19 protein-coding genes and 1 riboswitch are annotated in these 23,470 nt (G+C 51.9%); of the genes, 4 read left to right on the forward strand and 15 right to left on the reverse strand.

Annotated features, from left to right (window positions below):
• Entirely contained in the window at positions 1–642 is a 642-nt protein-coding gene (locus LA360_RS13185) for a phosphoribosyltransferase (protein WP_022203120.1), read from the reverse strand.
• Between the two features lie 218 nt (positions 643–860).
• Positions 861–2,906 (reverse strand): ATP-dependent zinc metalloprotease FtsH, encoded by a 2,046-nt coding sequence (gene ftsH, locus LA360_RS13190; protein WP_022203119.1) that lies wholly within the window; start codon positions 2,904–2,906, stop codon positions 861–863.
• Positions 2,907–3,144: 238 nt separating this feature from the next.
• Between ftsH and LA360_RS13195 the strand changes: the two genes are divergently transcribed.
• On the forward strand, positions 3,145–4,755 hold the full coding sequence (locus LA360_RS13195; RefSeq protein ID WP_022203118.1) for a CTP synthase: 1,611 nt from the start codon (positions 3,145–3,147) through the stop codon (positions 4,753–4,755).
• 165 nt (positions 4,756–4,920) lie between these two features.
• Entirely contained in the window at positions 4,921–5,085 is a 165-nt protein-coding gene (locus tag LA360_RS13200) for a hypothetical protein (RefSeq protein WP_002586264.1), read from the forward strand.
• An 89-nt stretch (positions 5,086–5,174) separates the two neighbouring features.
• Here LA360_RS13200 and LA360_RS13205 read toward each other — a convergent pair whose 3' ends face one another.
• The 5 genes from LA360_RS13205 to LA360_RS13225 form a co-directional block, all read right to left on the reverse strand.
• On the reverse strand, positions 5,175–5,918 hold the full coding sequence (locus LA360_RS13205) for an amino acid ABC transporter ATP-binding protein (protein WP_022203117.1): 744 nt from the start codon (positions 5,916–5,918) through the stop codon (positions 5,175–5,177).
• Complete coding sequence (locus tag LA360_RS13210) at positions 5,915–6,718, reverse strand: amino acid ABC transporter permease (RefSeq protein ID WP_002586262.1); 804 nt, start codon at positions 6,716–6,718, stop codon at positions 5,915–5,917. Before LA360_RS13210 ends, LA360_RS13205 begins: the two co-directional genes overlap by 4 nt.
• A gap of 95 nt (positions 6,719–6,813) precedes the next feature.
• A complete protein-coding gene (locus LA360_RS13215) occupies positions 6,814–7,758 on the reverse strand; it encodes a transporter substrate-binding domain-containing protein (protein ID WP_002586261.1) in 945 nt (314 codons plus the stop codon).
• Positions 7,759–8,068: 310 nt separating this feature from the next.
• Positions 8,069–8,986 carry a class B sortase gene (srtB, locus tag LA360_RS13220; protein WP_022203115.1) on the reverse strand — a complete coding sequence of 306 codons (918 nt, stop codon included), beginning with the start codon at positions 8,984–8,986 and terminating at the stop codon, positions 8,069–8,071.
• A gap of 26 nt (positions 8,987–9,012) precedes the next feature.
• Positions 9,013–9,873, reverse strand: coding sequence for a hypothetical protein (locus LA360_RS13225; RefSeq protein WP_022203114.1), 861 nt, complete (start codon positions 9,871–9,873; stop codon positions 9,013–9,015).
• 194 nt (positions 9,874–10,067) lie between these two features.
• Here LA360_RS13225 and LA360_RS13230 point away from each other — a divergent pair, with 194 nt between their 5' ends.
• Positions 10,068–11,303 carry an AfsR/SARP family transcriptional regulator gene (locus LA360_RS13230; protein ID WP_022203113.1) on the forward strand — a complete coding sequence of 412 codons (1,236 nt, stop codon included), beginning with the start codon at positions 10,068–10,070 and terminating at the stop codon, positions 11,301–11,303.
• 108 nt (positions 11,304–11,411) lie between these two features.
• Here LA360_RS13230 and LA360_RS13235 read toward each other — a convergent pair whose 3' ends face one another.
• The 8 genes from LA360_RS13235 to LA360_RS13270 all read right to left on the reverse strand — a co-directional run bounded on the left by LA360_RS13235 (position 11,412) and on the right by LA360_RS13270 (position 21,688).
• Positions 11,412–12,791 carry an MATE family efflux transporter gene (locus LA360_RS13235; RefSeq protein ID WP_002586255.1) on the reverse strand — a complete coding sequence of 460 codons (1,380 nt, stop codon included), beginning with the start codon at positions 12,789–12,791 and terminating at the stop codon, positions 11,412–11,414.
• A 151-nt stretch (positions 12,792–12,942) separates the two neighbouring features.
• Positions 12,943–14,379 (reverse strand): L,D-transpeptidase family protein, encoded by a 1,437-nt coding sequence (locus tag LA360_RS13240; protein ID WP_022203111.1) that lies wholly within the window; start codon positions 14,377–14,379, stop codon positions 12,943–12,945.
• 205 nt (positions 14,380–14,584) lie between these two features.
• A complete protein-coding gene (locus LA360_RS13245; RefSeq protein WP_022203110.1) occupies positions 14,585–15,298 on the reverse strand; it encodes a peptidylprolyl isomerase in 714 nt (237 codons plus the stop codon).
• A 151-nt stretch (positions 15,299–15,449) separates the two neighbouring features.
• Positions 15,450–16,673, reverse strand: a complete 1,224-nt coding sequence (cytX, locus tag LA360_RS13250) for a putative hydroxymethylpyrimidine transporter CytX (protein ID WP_022203109.1) — start codon at positions 16,671–16,673, stop codon at positions 15,450–15,452.
• A 12-nt stretch (positions 16,674–16,685) separates the two neighbouring features.
• A complete protein-coding gene (thiD, locus tag LA360_RS13255; RefSeq protein WP_002586251.1) occupies positions 16,686–17,477 on the reverse strand; it encodes a bifunctional hydroxymethylpyrimidine kinase/phosphomethylpyrimidine kinase in 792 nt (263 codons plus the stop codon).
• A 201-nt stretch (positions 17,478–17,678) separates the two neighbouring features.
• Positions 17,679–18,959, reverse strand: coding sequence for a group II intron reverse transcriptase/maturase (ltrA, locus tag LA360_RS13260; RefSeq protein WP_002578445.1), 1,281 nt, complete (start codon positions 18,957–18,959; stop codon positions 17,679–17,681).
• Between the two features lie 512 nt (positions 18,960–19,471).
• A riboswitch (TPP riboswitch) is annotated at positions 19,472–19,581 on the reverse strand.
• Positions 19,582–19,668: 87 nt separating this feature from the next.
• The gene (locus tag LA360_RS13265; protein ID WP_022203108.1) at positions 19,669–20,973 is read right to left on the reverse strand and encodes a sensor histidine kinase; all 1,305 of its coding nucleotides are present in this window, start codon (positions 20,971–20,973) and stop codon (positions 19,669–19,671) included.
• 7 nt (positions 20,974–20,980) lie between these two features.
• A complete protein-coding gene (locus LA360_RS13270; protein ID WP_022203107.1) occupies positions 20,981–21,688 on the reverse strand; it encodes a LytR/AlgR family response regulator transcription factor in 708 nt (235 codons plus the stop codon).
• A gap of 195 nt (positions 21,689–21,883) precedes the next feature.
• Between LA360_RS13270 and LA360_RS13275 the strand changes: the two genes are divergently transcribed.
• The gene (locus LA360_RS13275; RefSeq protein WP_022203106.1) at positions 21,884–23,341 is read left to right on the forward strand and encodes a sodium:solute symporter family protein; all 1,458 of its coding nucleotides are present in this window, start codon (positions 21,884–21,886) and stop codon (positions 23,339–23,341) included.
• The last annotated feature ends 129 nt before the right edge of the window (positions 23,342–23,470 follow it).

A 23,470-nucleotide genomic window follows, 5' to 3' on the forward strand; every position in this document is an offset into this window, starting at 1 on the left:
TCACTGCAAACTGGTATACCCATAGGCGTTCACCAATGCGTCCAGTTTCTTTCCCTGTTTACACAGCGGGCAGTCCCTGTAGTCATAATACGTATAATCAGGCAAATCCTTCCTGCCAAAAATAGACGTGATCCTGTATCCGTTGAGCTCCTCCAATGTGCTGAAAATAGCGGTAACAGCTCTCAGGTTGCCTCCGTAATACCGGATGGACTCGATTCCCTTGTTCAGCGCCAGACCTGTGGTCACGGACGCGGTCAGGATGATGACATTCTTATCCCGAATCATGGGTAGTATGTTCTCCTTGAATATCATCTGGCTGTTGCTGTTGAACTCCGGAGTCACAATGTAGATGGTTTTATGGGCATTCATGGAGAGAACTCCGGCGCTGGTCAGTTCCTCTGCCAGGAAACTGCCGATGACCTGAGTTCCCTCAAGACACACAATGGTATCCACCACAGTGTCATAGAGGAACAGCCCCGACAGGCTCCCTGCAATCTCCTGGGCCTCGCTGAGCCTGGTCTTTAAGGTAGTCATATCCAGATAATAATTGATATGGGCATGGTTGGTGGCAAAGTGTCCCGGTGTAACCTTAAGCGGTGCATTACAGCCGGTGGTATGTATCTTAACATACTTATTATCCATAAAAGCGCCCCCTTTTACAATGGTACGGACATCGGTTTCCATATGTATTATTATACTAAATAATCCTCCCCGGTACAAGAGCAATCCGGCTGTCTTACCATTTTCCGCTAAAAATTACGAACATCCTGTTATGTTCAGATCATCCCACCCATCCTGTAAAACAGGCGCCGTCACTGCTTCCCCGCAGCTTCGGCGCCTGTTACTTTTATCACTCAATCCTACAGATTTCTGTCATTTCCGGGATGACTCCACACTGTATCCTCCGGTTTATTCTCTGAATCATTATTTCCGTCTGAATCCTCCGGTCCTGTCTGGCTCCCCGGATTCACCTGTTCTCCCTGGCCAACCTGAGCTTTCGGGTTTGCACGGGGCTCCTGTAAAGCCCTGCCTTTGTCCTCATCCTCTTTTGTTTCCTCCGGCTCAGGAATGCCCTTAACCTTGCGGAATATCTTCATGAATTCCTTACCTGTGATCGTCTCCTTGTCAATGAGGAATGCGGCTATCTGGTCCATGGCATCCTTGTTATCGCTTAAGAGACGCTTTGCCTCATCGTAGGAATCCTTCAGTATCTTCATGATCTCCTGGTCAATCTCAGCTGCCGTTGCATCGCCGCAGTTTAATACGGCCCGTCCTGTCAGGTACTGATTCTCCTGGGATGCAAGCCCCATGAGGCCGAATTTATCAGACATGCCATACTGGGTAACCATGGCCCTGGCCAGGTTTGTAGCCTGCTGGATATCGTTGGCTGCTCCCGTGGTAACTGTCTCAAATACGATTTCCTCTGCGGCACGTCCGGCCATCAGCTCTACCAGCCTGGCCTCCAGCTCCTTCTTCGTATTGAGGTACTTCTCCTCCTCCGGCACATTCATGACATATCCAAGAGCACCCATTGTCCTCGGCACAATGGTAATCTTCTGTACCGGCTCCGAATGCTTCTGAAGCGCGCTTACAAGAGCGTGGCCCACCTCGTGATAGGATACAATACGGCGCTCTTCCCTGCTCATGATACGGTCCTTCTTTTCCTTACCCACAAGGACCACTTCTACTGCCTCAAACAAATCCTTCTGTGACACGGCATTGCGCCCGTGCTTAACCGCATTGATGGCTGCCTCATTCATCATATTGGCCAGGTCAGCGCCCACAGCGCCTGAGGTGGCCAGCGCTATCTCCTTAAAGTCTACGGATTCATCCAGGAGCACATCCTTGGAATGTACCTTAAGTATATTGATACGCCCGTTAAGGTCCGGCTTATCCACCACCACGCGGCGGTCAAAACGTCCGGGACGAAGCAGGGCCGGATCCAGGACCTCAGGACGGTTGGTGGCGCCCAGCACCAGAAGACCCTTGGTGGAATCAAATCCATCCATCTCGGAAAGAAGCTGGTTCAGGGTTTGTTCACGCTCGTCGTTGCCGCCCATACGGCTGTCGCGGCTGCGTCCAATGGCGTCAATCTCATCAATAAAGATAATACATGGCGCATTCTCAGTGGCGTTCTTAAACAAATCACGGACGCGGGACGCGCCCACGCCCACGAACATCTCCACAAAGTCAGAACCGGAAAGGGAATAAAACGGCACATGGGCCTCGCCTGCCACTGCCTTTGCAAGCAGGGTCTTACCAGTTCCGGGAGGGCCTACCAAAAGGGCTCCCTTGGGCAGCTTGGCGCCAATCTTGGTGTATTTGCCCGGGTTGTGGAGGAAATCCACGATTTCTGTCAGCGACTCCTTGGCCTCGTCCTCACCGGCCACATCCTTGAAGGTAATGCCGGTTTCCCTCTGGACATACATCTTGGCGTTGGACTTGCCCACGCCCATGATTCCGCCGCCGCCCATGCGCTTCATGGTGAAGTTCATAAGGAACAGCAGGAACAGGAACGGGACAGCGTAATTCAACAGGACCAGAAGAAGGGTGCTGCTGTCGCTCTTCTCACGGTTGGTAACCACGTTATTATCCAGTATCCTGTTGACGAAGTCGTAATCGCCTTCCAGTCTCACCACATAATAATCCAGATTCTGGGAATACTTAGTATTACCCTTCTTAGGGATGACCGTGATTTCCGTGCTGCCCACCTTGATGGAGTCCACCTCGCCGGCTTCCACCATCTGGACAAACTCATTATAGGACAACTCCTGACGCTTCTTGGAATTCAGATAGTTGTTCATACTGCTGACCACGATAAATGTAAGTATGGCAGCAACCACCAGCATGGTTATGGTCTGCCAGTTACTTTTCATATTCGGGTCCTGTTTGTTGTTATTATCCATATTGTACAAATTCTCCCTCTGAATGGGTCATCTATCAATTTCCAGCAAAAACCCATTCTCTACCATTATAGTGTCAGTCTCCCCATAAATCAAGAAAAGAACAATTAATTTTCTTAAATTTTTGCAAAAAGCCCTGGATTTATTCTCGGTGAGGATGTATAATGTTTCAGTTATTTTTTTGATACTATATCAAACAAGTCACACGACACCCACAACAAGAAAAGGAGGTATCCCCATCATGCCAGTCAAGTACGTATTCGTAACCGGCGGCGTAGTCTCCGGCCTGGGAAAAGGCATCACCGCGGCATCTCTCGGCCGCCTGTTAAAGGCCAGAGGCTACAAAGTGACCATGCAGAAGTTCGACCCCTACATCAACATCGACCCCGGCACCATGAACCCGGTCCAGCACGGAGAAGTCTTCGTGACGGACGACGGCGCTGAGACGGACCTGGACTTAGGCCACTATGAGCGCTTTATCGACGAAAGCCTTACCAGGAATTCCAACGTCACCACCGGCAAGGTCTACTGGACGGTCCTGCAAAAAGAACGCCGCGGAGACTTCGGCGGCGGAACCGTACAGGTAATCCCCCATATTACCAACGAAATCAAAAGCCGTTTCCACCGCAACTACACGGAAAACGAGACGGAAATCGCCATCATCGAGGTCGGCGGCACGGTCGGCGACATCGAAAGCCAGCCCTTCCTGGAGGCCATACGCCAGTTCCAGCACGATGCAGGCCCCGGCAGCACCTGCATCATCCACGTAACTCTCATTCCTTACCTGAAAGCCTCAGAGGAGCTTAAGACCAAGCCGACTCAGGCCAGCGTAAAAGACCTTCAGGGAATGGGCATTCAGCCCGATATCCTTGTCTGCCGTTCCGAACTCCCCCTGGACGACGGCATAAAGGCGAAAATCGCCCAATTCTGCAATGTTCCCAAACATCACGTACTCCAGAACCTGGATGTGGACGTGCTCTATGAAGTACCCCTTGTAATGGAGGAAGAGCATCTGGCCCAGTCCGCCTGTGAATGCCTGGATCTGCCCTGTCCGGAGCCGGACCTGACAGACTGGAAAGCCATGATAGACGCCTGGAAGCATCCGGAGCAGGAAGTGACCGTGGCCCTGGTAGGCAAATACATCCAGCTCCACGACGCCTACATTTCCGTGGTGGAAGCCCTGAAACACGGAGGCATTGCCAACCGTGCGGCCGTCCATATAAAATGGGTGGATTCCGAGACAGTCACACCGGAAAATGCCCCTCAAATCTTCAAAGATGTAAGCGGTATCCTGGTTCCCGGCGGCTTTGGCGACCGCGGTATTGACGGAAAGATTCACGCCATCCAGTATGCCCGGGAACACCGCATACCATTCCTTGGACTTTGTCTGGGAATGCAGCTGTCCATTGTGGAGTTTGCCAGAAATGTGGCCGGATACGCGGATGCTCACAGCGTGGAGCTGAATCCCGCCACCACCCATCCCGTCATCCATCTGATGCCGGAACAGAACGGAGTGGAGGACATCGGCGGCACCTTAAGGCTGGGATCCTATCCCTGTGTCCTGGACAAGGCCTCCAAAGCTTATGGCCTGTACGGCGAAACCACAATCTATGAGCGCCACAGACACCGCTACGAAGTCAATAACGACTACCGCACCGTGCTTACCAAATGCGGCATGATGCTCTCCGGCCTGTCCCCCGACGGACGGATTGTGGAGATGATAGAGCTTCCGGGCCATCCCTGGTTCATTGCCACCCAGGCCCATCCTGAGCTCAAATCCAGGCCCAACCGTCCCCATCCCCTGTTTAAAGGTTTCATAGAGGCCGCTTTAAAGCAAAAGGGATGTAAATAATCTTAAAAAAGCCGCGGCATCGTCAGCGGAAATTCCACAAAATAGGGCCGCCATTTTGAAAGAAATGGCTGCCCTGCTTTTGATTTGCCAGTATGAATCATCTGCCTTTGCGCAAACTATATCTAAGATTCAATCACAAGCGCATCACAAGGAGGTGAATCACAATTGGATCACAAGGAAAAAGACGATTTTGACGTTGACATACAAGCCTGCTCCGCCATGGACTGCACCGGCCTGATTCCTTCCCTGCCCCAGGATGAGGCGGAAAAGGAAGCCTATGAGGACCTCTATCCCTATGTCACCAAGGCTGTTTCATCGGACAAGGAATAACGGAAGGCAGGCAGGACGGCACAGTACAATGCCGCACAAATTAAAACGGAGCCGAGGCCCTTTGCCTTTGCTCCGTTTCGTTTTATACATCACCCATGCATAAATCTGCTTAAAAACTCCTGGGTCTGAAGCTGTTTGGGCGCTCCAAATATCTGAGAGGGTTCTCCCTCCTCCACAATCACTCCCCCTGCCATAAATACCACATGGCTGGACACATCCCTGGCAAAGGCCATTTCATGTGTGACGATAATCATGGTAAGGCCCTCTCCTGCCAGCTTGCGCATGACCTCCAGCACCTCGCCCACCATCTGCGGGTCAAGAGCCGAGGTAGGCTCGTCAAACAGCAGCACCTCTGGTTCCATGGCCAATGCCCTGGCAATGGCCACCCTCTGTTTCTGTCCGCCGGAAAGCTGTCTGGGCTTGGCGTTGATATAAGGCGCCATTCCCACCTTTTCCAGATAATACATGGCATTCTTATGGGCATCTGTCTTGTTCTTCTTAAGCACCTTGACCTGTCCGATAATACAGTTCTCCAACACGGTCATGTTGTTAAACAGATTAAAGCTCTGGAACACCATTCCCACCTTGGAGCGGTACTGGGGCGCATTGACCTTTTTATCGGCAATATTGGTTCCATGGTACATGATTTCGCCTGTGGTAGGCGTTTCCAAAAGATTCAGGCATCTGAGCAGTGTGGATTTTCCGGAACCCGACGCGCCGATAATGCAGGTCACATCCCCGCTGCTGACTGAAAAGTCAATATCCTTAAGCACAGGATTGGTGCCGAAGGTTTTGCTCAAATGACGGATTTCTAATATCCTGTCTCCCTTCATCGCGCATCCTCCTTCTTCTTATCCTTTTCGTCCGGAAACCGGTACATACCGCTGGTATGCGCCAGGGTATCGGTGGTGGCCAGGTCGTAGTTGTCCGCGCCGTCCATCCTGTTTTCCCACCAGCGCAGGATTCTGGAACAGGTGAATGTCATGATGAAATATACGATCATGGTGATGGTATATGCCTCGAAATTCATGTACAGGGCTCCTGCGGCAGCCTTGGTCTTATACAGCAGCTCCGTGACGCCGATAACAGAGAGCACGCAGCTGTCCTTGATATTAATAATCAGGTTGTTGCCAATCTGAGGCATGATATTCCTCAATGCCTGGGGCAGAATCACATAGAGCATGGTCTGTACATGGGTCATGCCCACGGCCTTTGCTCCCTCTGTCTGGCCCGGATCAATGGAAAGTATTCCGCCGCGGACCGTCTCAGCCATGTAAGCGCCTGTATTGATGGAAAGAATGAAATAAGCGGCGCCCCACATGGACATGTTGATTCCTAACATAGGCAGAAGCCCGTAATAAATAAACATGGCCTGGGCCATCATGGGCGTACCGCGGAAGAACTCCACATAGGCGTTCAGAATCAGTTTCACGACCCAGAGCACGGCCCTCTTTACCGGGTTGTCTCCCCGCTCATTTGGTATGGTCTGGACAATACCCACGGCAAAGCCTATGATACAGCCCACCAGAGTACCTACCAGGGCAATCTTAAGGCTGACGCCCGCGCCCTGGAGCATTGACATACCGTATCGGTTGAATACGACCATAACACGGCCGAAAAAATCTGTTGGCATATCCCTTCTCCTTACTCTTTAACGTACTTTAGCCTGACGGCAACTCCGCTTCTCTGCAAATCAGTTTGGTATCCCTTTACAGATGCCGCGGCAGTTTAGTTTGCCAGAGGCTGAACAGAGATAGCTTCATCCATCATCTTGGAGAAGTCGTCCTTTGTCATCTTTGTGAGAACGCTGTTGATGGCATCCTTTAACTCTGTATTTCCCTTCTTTAAGGAAATACCGATATTGATATCTTCATCCGTTACCTGGAAATCAGCGTCGCCGCCGCCAAACTCAATCATCTTGAAATTAGGATAAGCGATGAGGGCTCCCTTGCCTGTAGGCTGGTCTGTAACAACCAGGTCGCACTTGTCAGCGTTTAAGGACATGAGCATGTCAGGAGCGCTGGCAGTGGCTGCCAGGATATTGGCATCCTGAATCTGAGGCAGACAGGTATTATACCAGATGGTGCTCTGCTGGGAAGTACAGGTAGCTCCCGCCAGGTCCGCCACACTCTTGGCATCCGCATATTTGCTGCCTTCCTTTACCAGGGTAACGATGGTTGCGTAGTAATATGGCTCAGTGAAATCCACTGCCTGAAGACGCTCAGAGGTAATGGACTGTCCTGCGATGACGCAGTCAACCTGTCCTGTGGTGACAGCCGGAATCAGTGAATCCCAGTCCAAACGCACGATTTCCAGGTCATAGCCCAGTTCCTCGCAAATCTTCTTTGCCATCATGACATCGTATCCGTAAGCAAATTCATTGCTGTCCGCAATAGCCACCGCGCCATTGGAATCATCAGGCTGTGTCCAGTTGTAAGGAGCATACGCGCATTCCATAGCCACGCGCAGCGTCTTTTTCTCTCCGCTGTCCGCCCCCGTGGTATCTGCTGCGGCATCGCCCTCTGCCTTGGCATCGCCGGCTGCGGTTGTTGCCTCTGCCTTTGTGTCTGCTGCCGTGGCCGCTGTGCCCCCTCCGCCGCATGCCGTCAGGGAACCGGCAGCAAGGACGCCGGCCAGAATCAGGCCTAAAACTTTCTTTGTACTCATTTTCATAATAATCTCTCCTCTTAAAAATGTTCCAGGCTTTACTGTCTAAGAAAAAAGCCACACCCATCCTCACAGGTATGACTCCACTGTCATCTGATGACCGGCAATCCCAAACAGCTAAAACCTTGCCCTATTAAACACGGCGCGCTTTGCTTTCCTAAGCGTATATGCGCCTAACGTGCTAAGTATAACATAACTCGTTCTGTTTTCCAATACCCAAATACGTCTTTTTATGCAGGAAAAAGGTATAAATAATTGTAAAAACAGCCATAAATCCTTTAACTGGGAATTCATGGCTGTCATATATAATCATTTCCTACTGTTCGCCTTCCTTTGCACTGTCCGCTGTTTCCTGAAGGTTTTCCTGTGCTGTCTCCTGCGTCTTATCCTTCGTCTTGTCCCCCATCAGCTCATCCATGCGCTGTAAGAATACATCGTCAGGCTGGATTTGATTTCCGTCCTCATCCACCTCCACCGCAAACAGGAAGGTTCTGGCATCGTTGATTTCATAGCTGCATGTAACCAGGGTATACAGGGTCTTGGCCGGATATGTAATCTCGTCGCCGTAGCCGCACGGCTTCACCATCTCATGCACAAAGGCGTCAAAGGATTCCTGGGATTTAAACCTGGTCTTGCGCACAATGGGCCGCGCCTCCCCGTAGTAGGCGGCCACTGCCTTTAACCTGATTTCCCGGTCGGGCGTGTAGATGCTGAAAAACTGGTGCTCCTTAAAAAATGCCTCGTCCTTATACCGGTTCACATCCTTGAACATGCTTCCGTTCTTCATATTATGGCCGTACAGCACATTGTTCCGTCCCACAAAATCTCCCTGGCTCTCAAAATCCAGGTAAATGGCGCCCGCAATATTCTCCTTGCCGTAAAAATCATGGTTTAGGTAGAAATCATTGTCCTCTCCCTGAACAATGGGATAATCGATATTGGTATCCGGCACCCGGATCCATCCGATGGTATCCGGATTCCCCCTCATCAGCTCCTCAAAGTTGATTGGAGATACATAGGGCTCTGTCTCCGGCTCCCCCGGCTCCGTCACTGCTTCCGTGGACGGCTGCGCGGTGGTCTCCCTGGCCAGCCCGGCCAGCCGCTCATATTCTTCCCTGGTCCTCTTGTCCTCCATCCAGCTGTGGATGCTCATGGCACCGCTTACCAGCATGACGGCCAGTAAAACCAAGATGATGATGCCCCGTATCCTGCTCTTTCCTTTTTTCTGATCCATAGATGATTATGTGTCCTTTCCCGCTGTCATCCCGCATGGCCGGAAGCCGCTTTAAGCTCCTCGTTCCATCCTTCGCTGTCAGCCACTGCCTCCTGCATCAGAAGCAGCATCTCCAAGAAGCTGCGGAAACTGACCTGTCTGCGCTTTTCCTTCCAGCAGATGGTTCCCTGCCAGGTGGCGTTCCTTCTGAACATGATCCTTATAACGAAGGTCATGGGGCCAAAGCCTCCCGCATTGACCGTGACGCTTCTGGGACTTATGATGTTCCCCTCCTCCCCGCCTTCCGGAAGAGGAAGAAGAAGGCGCTCCACTTCGTCCCTGAGTTCAAACTCACTGGCAAATTCCCGGCGGTCCGCCACTGCCGGATGGGATACGTCCCCGCCCATGACGAAATGACTGAAATTGCGCACAGCCACCTCGCACATCCGCTTGCCGAGGCCGTGCTTAATATCACTTCCTTGTCCGAGAGAACGGTCCAGATACTCCATCAGCTCCAAAAAGCTCTGAAAAGAATAGGTACCGCCGTTTCTCAGGTCCCTTATATTACCCTGCCACGTGGAATGAAACCTGTATTTCACATGCAGGCAGAACTCAGCCAGTTTTCCCTGGAGCCTCTTTTTTCCGGACTCCTCCCCACACCTTAATGACGGACCGCCATGTTTTATCCCCGCAAAGGACCTCTGGTCCACACTCTTCATGGGATAGCGGAGCTCATAAAAAAGGTTTTCCAGGCAAATGGCCATCTCCGAAATACAGCCAAAGGGTACTGCCTCCTCCAGGCTGTCATGGCAGATCCTCCCCTGCAACAGGCGGCCATCAAAGCTGTCAATGGCTATATTTACATATTTGTACGAATCCTGTAGGGCTCCGGTTTTTGCAATCGACATATATTCACCTGCTTTTCTCTAATAAATTGACATAGTAATCCCAATAAGCCTGCTACCATTATAACAGTCTCCGGTTACAATCCGGTTACAAAAGAACGCCGGGCTGCTTTTTTATGTATTTTTTTCTGGACAATTATGATTCTGATTAGTATACTTATTTTAGAATGACCCCGCTTTTGCAAAGGAGAGCAGACATGAATGCATCCATTATAGAAGATAAACCTATTATTTATATAAAAACCCTGGGCGGATTTTCCCTCAGGGTTGGCGATAAAGAGATAACCGACAACAGCAACCAGTCAAAAAAACCCTGGTGTCTCCTGGAGTATCTGGTGGTATTCCAGAAGAAATCCATCAGTCCCGGTGAACTTATCAACATCGTATGGGCCGACGACCCCGGCGTCAACCCGGGCGGCGCCCTGAAAACCCTGATGTTCCGCAGCCGCAGGCTGCTGGAGCCCCTGGGGATTCCTCCCCAGAAGCTGTTAGTCCAGCAGAGAGGTTCCTATTGCTGGACGCAGGACTATTCATCCGTCCTTGACATTGACCAGTTTGAGTCCATCTGTACCCGGGTCCTGAATCAGGACATGGATGAGGCTGAAGCCCTTAAGCTTTGCCTTGAGGGACTGGAGCTGTACAAGGGGGATTTTCTTCCCAAATCCGAATACGAATCCTGGGTTATCCCCATCAGTACATATTACCATTCCCTGTACCAGAAGCTGGTCTATAAGACGGTGGAGCTGCTTACCAAAAAGGAGGACTTCTCCAGGATAACCTCTATCTGCCAGACAGCAGTGGGGATAGAGCCCTTTGACGAAGGATTCCACTATCACCTGGTATACTCCCTCTACCGGGACGGCCACACCAGCCAGGCCATTGAAGAATACAACCATACACTGGACCTGTTTTATAACGAATTCTCCATCTCTCCGTCGGACCATTTTAAGGATTTATACAAGTCCATCCGCAGCAAGGAGCAGGGTATCAACACTAACCTGGATTCCATCCAGGAGACACTTAAGGAGGAAGCCTCAGGAGGGGCATTTTACTGCGAATATCCTGTATTTCACGACCTGTTCCAGCTGGAACGCAGAGCCATTGAGCGCACCGGCGATTCCATCTATCTGTGTCTCCTGACCATCGGTGACCTGGACGGACGGGTTCCCAAGACAACGGTCCTTAACAAGGCTATGGAGCATCTGAACCACGCCATCCGTGACTCCCTTCGTTGCAGCGACGTGTACACCCGTTACAGCATCAGCCAGTACATCATCCTCCTTCCCACCGTGACCATGGAAAAGGGTGAGATGGTCATGAAGCGGATACTGAGCAATTTCCGCAAGCTCTGCAGCCGCAGGGAACTGATTGTGGATTACAAGCTTCAGCCGGTGCTTCCCTGGAAGCGCTCTCCGGCAGGCCTTCGGGAATAAACAGAGTTTTGGCAAATGACAAAATTATGGCATTCATGAATCAGAAAAGCTGCGGCATTATCCTTCATCGGATTCCCTCCCGCAGCTTTTTTTATTTTGCTTTCACAATCATTGTGCAGCGTCTGTGGCCCTGCTCCTGCCATAAAAAAGCTGGTTCAGGTTCTTCATCACATGGCGGTAAGCCGGTATGAGAAACAGATCCGCGGCGATCCAGGCCACAGGGCTGGCGATGCACACTGCTATGTAACCAAACACAGGGACCAGGCAGAAGCCTACAAAGGAGCGCGCCGCCATCTCGCATACACCGGCAATAATGGCCAGCCTGGAATATCCGAGCCCCTGAATCATGAACCGCACCGCGTTGACAAACACCAGCGGAATATAGAACAGGCTGTTGCCGATGAGGAACAGCCGCGTGTTCCTCAGGATTTCCCCTTCCCCCTTATCCACGAACATAAGTGCAATCCATTGTCCAAAGATACAGAGCACCGCAAAGGCTATGACGGCATAGACGCAGCCCATGACAGCCCCTGCCTTCAGCCCCTGATCAATACGGTCCAGCTTCCTGGCGCCCACATTCTGTCCGCCGTAGGTGGCCATGGTGGATCCCAGGGCGTCAAAGGGGCAGCAGAAGAACATGCTGATTTTACTGCCTGCCGTCACAGCAGCCACCGCCATGGATCCCAGTGAATTGACTGCGGTCTGGAGGATTACGCTTCCTATGGCGGTGATGGAATACTGCAGTCCCATGGGAATTCCCATGTTGCACAGAATCTTCATGTAATGGGCATCCGGCCTCCACTCGTCATCATTCATTTTAAGGATGTCGAATTTCTTTCTCATATAAAACAGGCACAGGATTCCCGACACTGCCTGGGCCGTGATGGTGGCCCAGGCAGCCCCTGACACGCCCATCTTGAGGACCAGAATCGTAAAGAAGTCCAGGGCCACATTCACCACAGAGGAGAACACCAGAAAAATCAGGGGGGTGGTGCTGTCTCCCAGGGAACGTATGGTGCAGGACAGCAGGTTATAGAGATAGGTGGCCGGAATGCCCAGGAATATCACAAAGATATAGCTGTAGGCCCCATCAATAATATCCTCCGGCGTCTGCATCAGCTCCAGGATGTTGCGGCATAACAGGCACACGGCCACGGTCATGACCGCTGAAAACAGGACTGCCAGCCATGCGCTGTTGGCCACAAACCGTCTGAGCGCTTTTTCGTTCTTTTCTCCGAATTTCTGGGCCACCGGAATGGCAAAACCGCTGCATACACCCAGGCAGAAACCGATAATCATAAAGTTGATGGAGCCGGTGGAACCCACCGCTGCCAGGGCCTTAACCCCCAGGCACTTGCCCACGATGATGGTGTCCGCCATATTGTACAGCTGCTGGAACAGCAGTCCGCACAGCATGGGGATGAAAAATCCCAGTATCAGTTTTACCGGGGAGCCTTCCGTCATATCCTTTGTCACATTTGCGGCCATGTATGTATTCCTCTCTGTTTCCATGAATTTCATCCCAATAATGTACTCTCTTAACCTGCAATTTGCAAGTAGAAAATATCGCTGGAATCCGGGACCGGGACATACATTTTACACAATGGGCCGGGAATCTGTTCCCGGCCCGTAATGCCTGTTATTGGTAGCAGAGCACAGGCATGCCCTTATATATTAAGTCATAGAGCACGCTGGCTTTCTCCGGCGGAAGGTTTATACAGCCATGACTTCCGCTGGTCTGGAAGATGGTGCCGCCGAATTTGCTTCTCCATGTGGCGTCATGGAAACCAATGCCCCCGTTAAAGGGCATCCAGTAATCCACATGGCTCTCGTACTCATAGGTTCCGTCCGCCTTCTTGGCTCCCCTCAGTATCCTGTCCTTTTCCTTGTAGGTCAGGCTGTAAATGCCTGCGGGCGTGTCATAATTCTTGGATATATTACCCGTGACACAGGGCGCGTCCCACACCAGGTTTCCTTCCTGGAACATGTATACGTGCTGTCCTGTCAGGTCCACCTCCGCATACGTGTTGCCCCAGTCAGGGGCCGTGCGGCTGGCGGCCGTCATGGCGTATACAGGTTCCCTGTCCACAGGACCGGCTGCGGGGCCGGCCTGAATCAGGGCTGCCAGGGCCTGTACCTCGCCTGCCACATCTATTTTCCAGCCGTAGGGGCCCGTCAGCTCCACATCTTTGCCCGCGGCTGTATGGAATATGCGGGCGGTTCCGGCCGTATCCCTTCTGGACGCCATCTCTGTCACAAAGGCTGTGATTTTCTCCAAGTCAACCGTCGGCACCCCGTCCTGGCTTCCTGTGACCCAGGCGGCAATGGTCTCACCGCCAAGAGTCTCCTTCTCATCGCCAAACACATAATTGACGCTCATGTCCCGGTACTGGTTCATGCGGGCGCACAAGGCGATAAGGTTCTCATCTGTCTCCCATATATTTACCTGGTAATAACAGCCTGCGCTGTCCACATCCACAGAGCTCTGCCCTGCTTTTACAGCAGCGGTAATCACCTCCGTGGTCTTGGCCTCGTCCACATTATTTCCCTGGACAGCCGGTATGACGGAAAAAGGCTGTCCCTCCTCATAGGAGGATATGCGGGCATCGGAAGTGACTGTGATGCCGGAGCCGCTTATCAGGGTCAGAGCCTTAATCTTTGCCCCCATGGCCTCCTGGCTGTAGGTCACTGTCATGGCCATGGTATGGGAGTTATCCGCATCCGGTCCTGAGACACGTCCGGCTGCGTTCTGCGCATCCAGTATAGCCTTAAGTCCCTCGGGAACCTCCACCTTGTAACCGATGTCCGCACCTGTTATGGTTTCCTGGCGTCCGCCTCTCTCCTTAATGGTGAGATTGTATTCACCGGCATAAAAACCTTCGATTCTGGCCTTGGCCTCATCCACGGTCAGTCCGCCCACGCCCACGCCGTTGACCTTTGTACCGGATACAAAGCGGGTTGTATCTCCGCTCTCATCCGCCAGGGACACAAACGCCCCTGCCAGCACAAGCACAGCCGCTGCCGTCAAAGCCGCGGCCAGCCTTCCCATCCATGTCCTCTTCCTTAACTTCCGCATAAACAATCCTGCCCTGCCTTTTATTGATATTTACTGCATTTTCTTCCACTCCTGCCTGAAAACGGCAGGACGCCTTCTAAACATAACAGCCCTTCACCATATTTTCAATATGAAAATCAAAAATGTAAGAATTCTTCATAAAAACATAAAATCCGGGGTCCCTAAAACAGGGAAACCCGGATTCTTTCGTATGCCAGGACCTTTATCAGTCCACTACCTCTATGCTCTCGATGACAGGCTGGTTGGCCTTTGCCACGGAACCGTTATTGTCTTCCACCTTTGTGTCCTCACAGATGGCATCCACTACCTCCATGCCCTCTGTCACATATCCGAAACAGGCGTAATCCCCATCCAGGAATGTGCTGTCCTCATGCACAATGAAGAACTGGGAACTGGCGCTGTCCTTTATCTGGGAGCGCGCCATGGAAATAGCTCCCCTGGTGTGGGACAGCGGGTTCTCCACTCCGTTGTTGGAAAACTCGCCTTTGATTTCCTGGTCAGAACCGCCCATACCTGTGCCTAACGGGTCGCCGCCCTGAATCATGAAACCGCTTATGATGCGGTGAAAGGTAAGTCCGTCATAGAAACCGTCCTTTGCCAGCTTCAGGAAGTTAGCCACCGTGATGGGAGCCTCGTCCCCGTAAAGCTCCACGGAAATGGTTCCATAGTCCTTTACGTTAATCTTCACATGGTGTTTTCCTGCCGCTGCCTGAATTTCCTCCGAAGCTGTATCCCCGGCTTCCTCTGAAGCCTCCGATGTCTTGGTTGTCTCTTTTTTAACCGCCTCTGCCTTGGCCGCCTCTTCCTTGGACGCCTCAGTCCGCGCCGCTGTAGTGGCTGCCCCTGCGCTGGTGCCGCATCCGGTCAGGGCTGAAACCGCCAGTACAGCTGCCGCACATATACACATCCATTTTTTCATAAATTCCGCTCCTCTGCTTATGGGAAAACGGTACGCCGTCCCTCTGTCCGGCCATTTTCCCGAAATATACGTCTGGGCGTTATGTCACCCGGACTGCCAGAGCATATTGTAACACCTGCAATGCCTTCCCGTAAAGGACTTTATAGAAATATCATACTTTTGTCACATTTTTCCGGCCGGGAAAGGCGCGGACGGCGACCGTCACCCGGCTGCAAACCACGCACAGAACCACGGTGGCCGCCATGTCAGGAAGGGTGCTTCCCACAGGCGTATCCACCCGCATCAGTATGCGGTAAATCACAAAACCCGCCAGCCAGATAACCAGGTTTGGCAGATTGGCGGCCTCCGCCTCATGGTCCTGCCGGATGATAAAATAATCCGCAATCTGAATGGCAATCATGGGGGCAAACACGGAACCAATCAGATAAAGGAAATCTGTAATGTTGTCCATGGGGTATACCATGGCTGCCGCGGTGCCGATGATGGTCACTGCCACTGCCGCCCATTTTTCCTTAATCCTGTGTGTGATGGATACGCTGGATACACCGGCAGAGTAGGCGTCCAGGAACGTGGTAGTCACGGTGGACAGCACAATAATGAGAAGACCTGCCGCTCCCAGCCCCGCCTTGACCATGATGACAGATATATCATAATCACCCGTGTAAATGGCTGCTCCCATTCCGATGACATACATAAAGCAGCTCACCAGGCCGTAAACCACGGCGCTGGCCGCCGTTGCCCCAAAGGGCCTTTCGGCCTCCCTTGTATAATCGCTTATGAGGGGCAGCCAGGACAGAGGCATGGCCACGGACAATTCAACTGCGGCCCCAAAGCTCAGGGAACCGCCTGCCTCCGCGGACGGCTCCACGTTACCTGTAAATATAACCCGGCACAAAATGAGAGTCAGTACAAACAGAGCCGTCATGGCTGCCGTATTGATTTTTCCCAGGTTCCTGATTCCAATTAAAAGCCACACCAGAATCAGACCGCCAATCACAAGACACCATGCCCACAGTCCCGCGTCATAAATACCGTTAGCAGCCAGACCGCCGTCATAAATCATGATGGAGGTCCAGCCCACCAGCTGCAGGACGTTGAGTCCGCAAAACAGCAGGCTTCCTTTCTGTCCAAAGCTCATCTTCACTGTTTCCATGGAGCTTCGCCTGGTATGCCCGCCAATAAGCCCCGCCACAAACAGCAGCATGCAGCCAATCACATGACCCAGCACAATGGCTGCCAGCCCCTTTCCAAATCCCAGAGGCGCCAGATATGTGCCTGTCAGTATCTCGGCTATGGATACTCCTGCCCCAAACCATATAAGGCTGTTGGCAGATACGGAGGTTCCCTTTTCCTTCATTCTCATCTTTTCCCTCATGCTCATCCCTCCTTAATACTCGCCCCGGATGGCAAATCCATGGTTCATTGGTCCGCTTCCTTTTCCCAGGTCCAGCTGCGCTTCCAGCGCGCCTGAGAGATATACCTTGGCGCGCTCCACAGCCAGGTCCATATCCATGCCCTTGGCCAGATTGGAGGCAATGGCGCTGGACAGGGTACAGCCTGTCCCATGGGTATTGGGGTTGTCAATCCGCCTGCCGTTAAACCATTTCAGTTTCTTATGCCGGTACAGCAGATCATTGGCATCATTGAGCTGGTGGCCGCCCTTAAGGAGTACGGCGCAGCCATAGCTCTCCCCGATGGCCCTTGCCGCCTTCTCCATGTCACCGGGATTATGTATCTCCATTCCTGACAGCACCTCTGCCTCCGGGATATTGGGGGTCAGCAGGTTTGCCATGGGAAGAAGGACTTCCTTCAGCGCCTCTATGGCCTCCCCGCTGATGAGCCGGGAACCGCTGGTGGATACCATCACCGGGTCCACCACCACATTGGCTGCCCTGTAAAACGCCAGCCTGTCCCCGATGGCCTCTATCAGGCCGCCGGAGGAAACCATCCCGATTTTAACCGCGTCCGGGAAGATATCCGTAAATATATCGTCTAGCTGTTCCTTTAAAAAAGATGGAGTCACCTCCATGATTCCTGTCACGCCGGTGGTATTCTGGGCAGTCAATGCCGTTATGGCGCTCATGGCGTATACCCCGTGAGCGGTCATGGTCTTGATATCTGCCTGGATGCCGGCGCCTCCGCTGGAATCGCTTCCCGCGATTGTTAATGCTGTTTTCATAGTCATTCTCCTTTTCGCATTAATTTTATAAAGCGGCGGAAGGTGGTGCCCCCAATCCGCCGCCGGGAAGCTCCGGCGCCCATGCCTGATACCATACAGAATTGTCCCGCGTATTAATCGAGTAGGAGGAAGGCGATTATTTCGCCTTCCGACCTCTCACACCACCGTACGTACCGTTCGGTATACGGCGGTTCAATCAACTTAACATGTAACAGCCTTTTCGGCGTAGTAGTCTTCCATGGATACAAGACCAAACTTAGCTAGTCTCTCTTTACTGATACAAATGTGGAGATTCCAGCTTCTGCACACTCTGGCATATCCTTTGGCATATGAAATGCCATGTGCCGCATTTGGCGGCAGACCAAGTTTGATAAGATTCTTTTCCCTGTTCTTTGGCGTTTTCCAGTGTTTCCATATGCACATGCGCAGTCGATACCGAATCTGTCCGTCCATTTTTGCGCACAGCCTTTTCATGCTTCCGATTTTGAAATAATTTATCCACCCTCGGATAAGCCGGTTGAGTTTCCCAATTTTATAACCATTGCCCACTCCCCAGCTCCTGCTTGTATATTTCTTCATCTGCGCCTTGAACTTTGCTGCCGCTTTCGGGTGTGGTCTGGCTTTGTACCCTTTGGCAAATGAGTCATAGTAAAATCCAAACCCCAGATACTTAATGCCCTTTGGTTTATCAACCCTGCTCTTTTCCGCGTTCACTTTCAGTCCAAGCTTTTCCTCTATAAACCGAGCCACGCTCTTCATTACCCGCTCTGCCGCCTGTCTGCTCCCGACCATTATAATAAGGTCATCTGCATACCGGACGAAATCCAGCCTCCTTGCTTCCAGTTCTTTGTCCAGCTCATTTAACATGATATTTGCTAACAGCGGCGAGATATTTCCACCCTGCGGTGTGCCGACTACCGTATCTTCATACTCATCATCAATCATTACGCCGCTGACCAGAATCTTTCTTACCACCGATATGACATCTCCGTCCTTTATTGTCCGTCCGAAAATCGTCATCAGCTTGTCATGGTCTACTGTGTCAAAGAATTTCGCTAGGTCGATATCCACTATCCAGTTGTGTCCGTCATTCATCATTTCCAATGCTTTAAGGACTGCCTGCTGTGCACACCGCTTGGGTCTGAATCCATAGCTGTGGTCGTGAAACTGCTCCTCAAATATCGGGGTAAGCACCTGTGCCACCGCCTGCTGTACAAAGCGGTCTACTGCTGTTGGCACTCCAAGATTTCTTGTACCACCATCGGGTTTGGGTATCTCCACCCTGCGGACTGGCTTCGGCTTATACTTCCTCGTCCGCAACTGTTCCTTAATGTTTTCGCCGTTTTCCGAAAGATATGCGCCAAGTTCTTCAACGGTCATCCCGTCCACGCCTGCCGCTCCTTTATTCCTTACGACTTGCAGATACGCCGCATTTAGATTATCCCTGCTTAATATCTGCTCCATGAGACTGCTTGTGTCCATGCGTTGTTTCCTTTCTGCCCCTTTTGCCTTTGCCGCCTTTGAAGTCATCGACAGGCGTATGCTCCGGCTACGAAGTGGAACGTACTTCAACTGATTGATTGTTCAGCCCTTCGCTCCGTCCCCATTACAGGAACTTCCTCACTACTATGGCTTCTGCTGACTTCTCACAATTCGTTGTTACTACGGCTAATGAGACCGCCTGTGAGACCTCCCCAGTTAAGGTGCGTGTTCTTTTCCTCCATGTACCTGCCGCATTTACTCGTACTTCCGGCAACCTTTTGGACTTCAGTGCCTTTTGCCACCTTATCCGTATTTCCGAGCCTTATATGCGGTTCCTGTCCGTCAGGTCAGAGGTTTGCTTACAGCTTCTTTCAGATTCCGTCTCACGGCGGACACCCTTGCTGTTCGGCTATGTGCTTCGTTGTTGCCTACGCGCACTTGGGACTTTCACCCATTAGAAAACGCCCATGCTGGGCAAACAAAAGGCGGAACACCAAAACAGGTGCTCCGCCGGCAATTGTCCGCTATGGTCCCTACGTTGGCATTATCCAAATCAGGTAATGGGTCTAAGCATGAACAGCTTACTCTCAGCCCACTTAAGTGAGCTCCCCGTTTATTTACAACTACCATTATACATGGTTTCAGGGAGAATGCAATCCCTTTAGCAAGAACCTCTCCGAAACCGCTCCAAAACCTCTCTGTCATCCGCCTATCCCAGGGCCCTGTCCACGATTTTCACCATGGCCGTAAAGGTGGTGTCATTGTAATCCACATCGAACTCGTCCCCCGGCTGGTTCAGGATGCGCTTAATGCTCAGTATACCCAGCCCGCCATCCCTTTTGCTGGACAGAATCCTGCTTCCGTTCTTCTTAATCTGTCCGTTATAGGAATTTTCCACCAGCATCATAAGGTGGCCGTCCAGCCATCTGACCCGGACCAGGATGAACCGATGTCCCGTCAGGCGGCGGCATGCTTCCATGGCGTTTTCCAGCAGGTTTCCGATGACAATGCACAGAGTCAAATCATCCACTGGCACATGGGCGGATAAGTCCACCCTGGCTGTGAACTCCACCCCATCCTGCCTTGCCCTGGCGGCATACTCCTGCAAAAGTCCGTTTACGGCCTGGTTCTGGCAGAACACCATCTCAGCCGTCATATCCAGCTCCCTCTTCAGGTTCATCAGGTAATGGGTCCGCTCGCCCCGGTCCATGTTCAGAAGAGCGTGGATATGATGGCGGAAATCATGCTTGATGATGCGCACCTGTTCAATATAATCCAGAGTCTGGTTATAATGCTCCCTCTGCTGGCTGATGAGCTGCCTGGCAAACTGCAGCTCCTCCTCGGTCCTGCGGCGGCACATGATTTCCAGGGTGCTGCTCAAAATCAGCACGTACAGCACCAGTATCATAACGCACAGCGCCAGATAGAACAGCACGTCCTCCAGTCCGCGCACGGCCAGGGAACGGGATGAAAATATGGTATTGTTCCCAATGAAAAGGATGAACAGGGAAACAGACGGATATGTCAGCAGCAGGGAACAGGATCGCCTGGATAACTGGTCAAAGAGACGGTTAACCCTGTCCCTCAGCCAAAACCGTACAAACACATAAAATCCGCAGGCCCACAGCAGGGATACCGCCACACAGATCTGTCCGTATGTCAGGGACACATGCCCCTTTAATATCCAGGACGCAAACTCATTCAGCGATGTGGACAGGACCGCGAACAGCCATGCGGAAATGTACAGGAATCCTTTCTTAAGCAGGGTTCCCTTAAAAAAAATAAGGAGCACCAGAAAGTAAAGACAGGAAAATATGCCCCGGAACACAAAAAAGACCTGGGGGCTGATATGGAATACGGATTCCATGGATATCATGATGACCCACAGATAAACGGATATGGCTGCTATGTTCTCCCTGTCCCTGTGTTTCGGCTCCAGGCACACAAAAATGGGCATCATGCGCACGGCCAGATTGATCAGATTCACAAAAACAGTACACGCTGCATCGTTCATAAATTCCTCATTTCAGCCGGTAATGGTAGTAGGCATTCTTACTCTGTTTATAAAAATTCCTGGATATGGGAATCATCTGCCCATCCTTCATGTAAAAACAGGAATCCTCCAGCTTATCCACATAGTCCAGATTCACAAGGTAACTCTGGTGGCAGCGCAGGAACTGGGAATGGGGTTCCAGAACCAGCTGCAGCTCGGACAGCTTCTGGTTGACGGACAGTATTTCCCCATCCGCCAGTTTCACAAAAACGCGGTGAAGCCTGTTCTCGAACCAGGCCAGGCGCTCCAGGGGAAGCTCCACATTTACACGGTTATGTACCACGGGCAGAACAGCCTTCTTCACTCCCAGTCTGCGCCTCACCACACGCTCCATGGTGGCCCAAAAGCTCTCCTCCTCCACGGGCTTTAAGATAAATCCCGCCGCCTCCACTCGGTATCCCTCCACGGCTGATTCCAGGGAAGAGGTGATGAATACCACCACCGGATGGCCCTTGGCTTCCGCCAGTGCTTGTGCGGTGTCAATGCCGCTCATTCCGGGCATCAGCACATCCAGAAGATACAAATCATACTCCCTGTCCGACTCCAGAAGCTCCCTTCCTGATGCATATGTTTCTATGCGGACCTCAATGCCTTCCCGGTCAAAAAACCGTCCGGCATATTCCGCCGCCTGAAGGCGCTCCTCTTCTGTATCGTCACAGACAGCCACATTATACATACCCTGGACCCCCTCTCTCATAAAACTGCTGTACGGCGCACAGCCTATTCTATATTTTATTGGCATTTTTGCCATAAGTCAAGTTTCCCCGCAAAGTATCATATTCGGTATATTTTCTGCAGAAATGGTCCTTATTCCCCTGAAGCTCCTGTGGTAAAATAATGGTAAGAAAAATATTTCAACAGGAGGGGTTTTATGGGTTCAAATGTAATTGTAACAATCATCGTAATCGTCTACCTGCTTTTCATGCTGTGGATTGGATGGTACTCATCCACCAAGATATCCACCAACACCGACTTCATGGTGGCCGGACGCCGTCTGGGACCGCTTCTCATGGCCGGTACCCTGGCAGCCACGGAAATCGGCGGCGGAAGCTCCCTGGGCGTGGTCCAGAACGGTATGTCAGGCTTCGGACTCAGCGCATCCTGGTACATAACCACCATGGGAATCGCCTTTATCATCCTCAGCTTCGTGGCCCCCAAATTCAGGGCAGCCACCGTCAAGACGGTTCCTGAATATTTCCGCAGGCGTTACGGGAAATCCTGCGGCATCATAACAGCCGTCATCATGCTTCTTCCCCTGGTGGGACTTACTGCCGGACAGTTCATCGCGTCTGCCGTCATCCTGTCCACCATGCTGAATATTGACTACCAGGTGGCTGTTATCATCGTAGCCGTTGTGGTTACGGTCTACTCCATCATGGGCGGTCTCTGGAGCGTTACACTGACAGACTTTGTCCAGGTATTCCTGATTGTCATCGGTATGATTATCGCGGTTCCCTTTGCCATGAATTACGCGGGGGGATGGGGAAATGTGGCATCCAACATACCGGAGGGCACACTGAGCCTGTTCCAGGGCTATGATCTGTTTGGAATTATCTCCCTTGTTATCATGTATACAGCCACTTTCTCCGTAGGGCAGGAGGCTGTGTCGCGATTCTACGCTGCCAGGGATGAAAAGGCGGCCAAGGGCGGCGCATGGCTGGCAGCCCTGGTAAACTTTATCTACGCCTTTGTTCCTACTATCCTGGGCATCATCACGCTGGCCTTAATCAATATGGGCAAATTCAGCTCCGCACAGTTTGAGTCAGTAGGCGCGCGTTACGCCCTGCCGGTCCTTGCCATCAACACCATGCCGGCCCTTATATGCGGACTTCTGTTCGCAGGCATCATCTCCGCCACCATGTCCAGTTCTGACTCCGATCTCCTTGGCGCGGGCTCCATATTTGCCAATGACATCTATAAAGCAGTGCTGAAGCCGGACGCCTCCAGCCAGTCCGTCATGAAGGTAACAAAAATCGTTATGTGCCTGGTGGGTTTGGCCTCCATGCTCATTGCCCTCTTCAACACCCAGAGCATTGTATCCATCCTGATGTTCTGCTTCACATTAAGAGCAGCCGGCTCCTTCTTCCCATATGTTATGGGACATTACTGGAAGAAGGCGTCCACAGCAGGCACCATTGCCTCCCTGATTGCCGGAACCATCGTGGTAGTATATCTGGAGCACGTTTCCAAGGGAATGCTTTTCGGCATCAAGTTCAGCCAGCCCATCATTCCGGGTCTGGCAGCAGCCTTCATCTGCTTTATCATATTCTCACTGGCCATGCCGCCTGAGAAGGAGACCACGGAGCTGACGCCTGAGGAAGATGATTAGATACGGATTTAATAGGAATTTAATGGGGATTTAAACGGGATGTAAGAACACAATCGAATCATACAAACCATTGCAGGGACTGTCCGCCGCCGGTGTATGGCCGGAGGCGGACAGTCCCTGTCTTCTGCT

It is taken from the genome of Enterocloster clostridioformis (assembly GCF_020297485.1).
Taxonomy (GTDB): domain Bacteria; phylum Bacillota; class Clostridia; order Lachnospirales; family Lachnospiraceae; genus Enterocloster; species Enterocloster clostridioformis.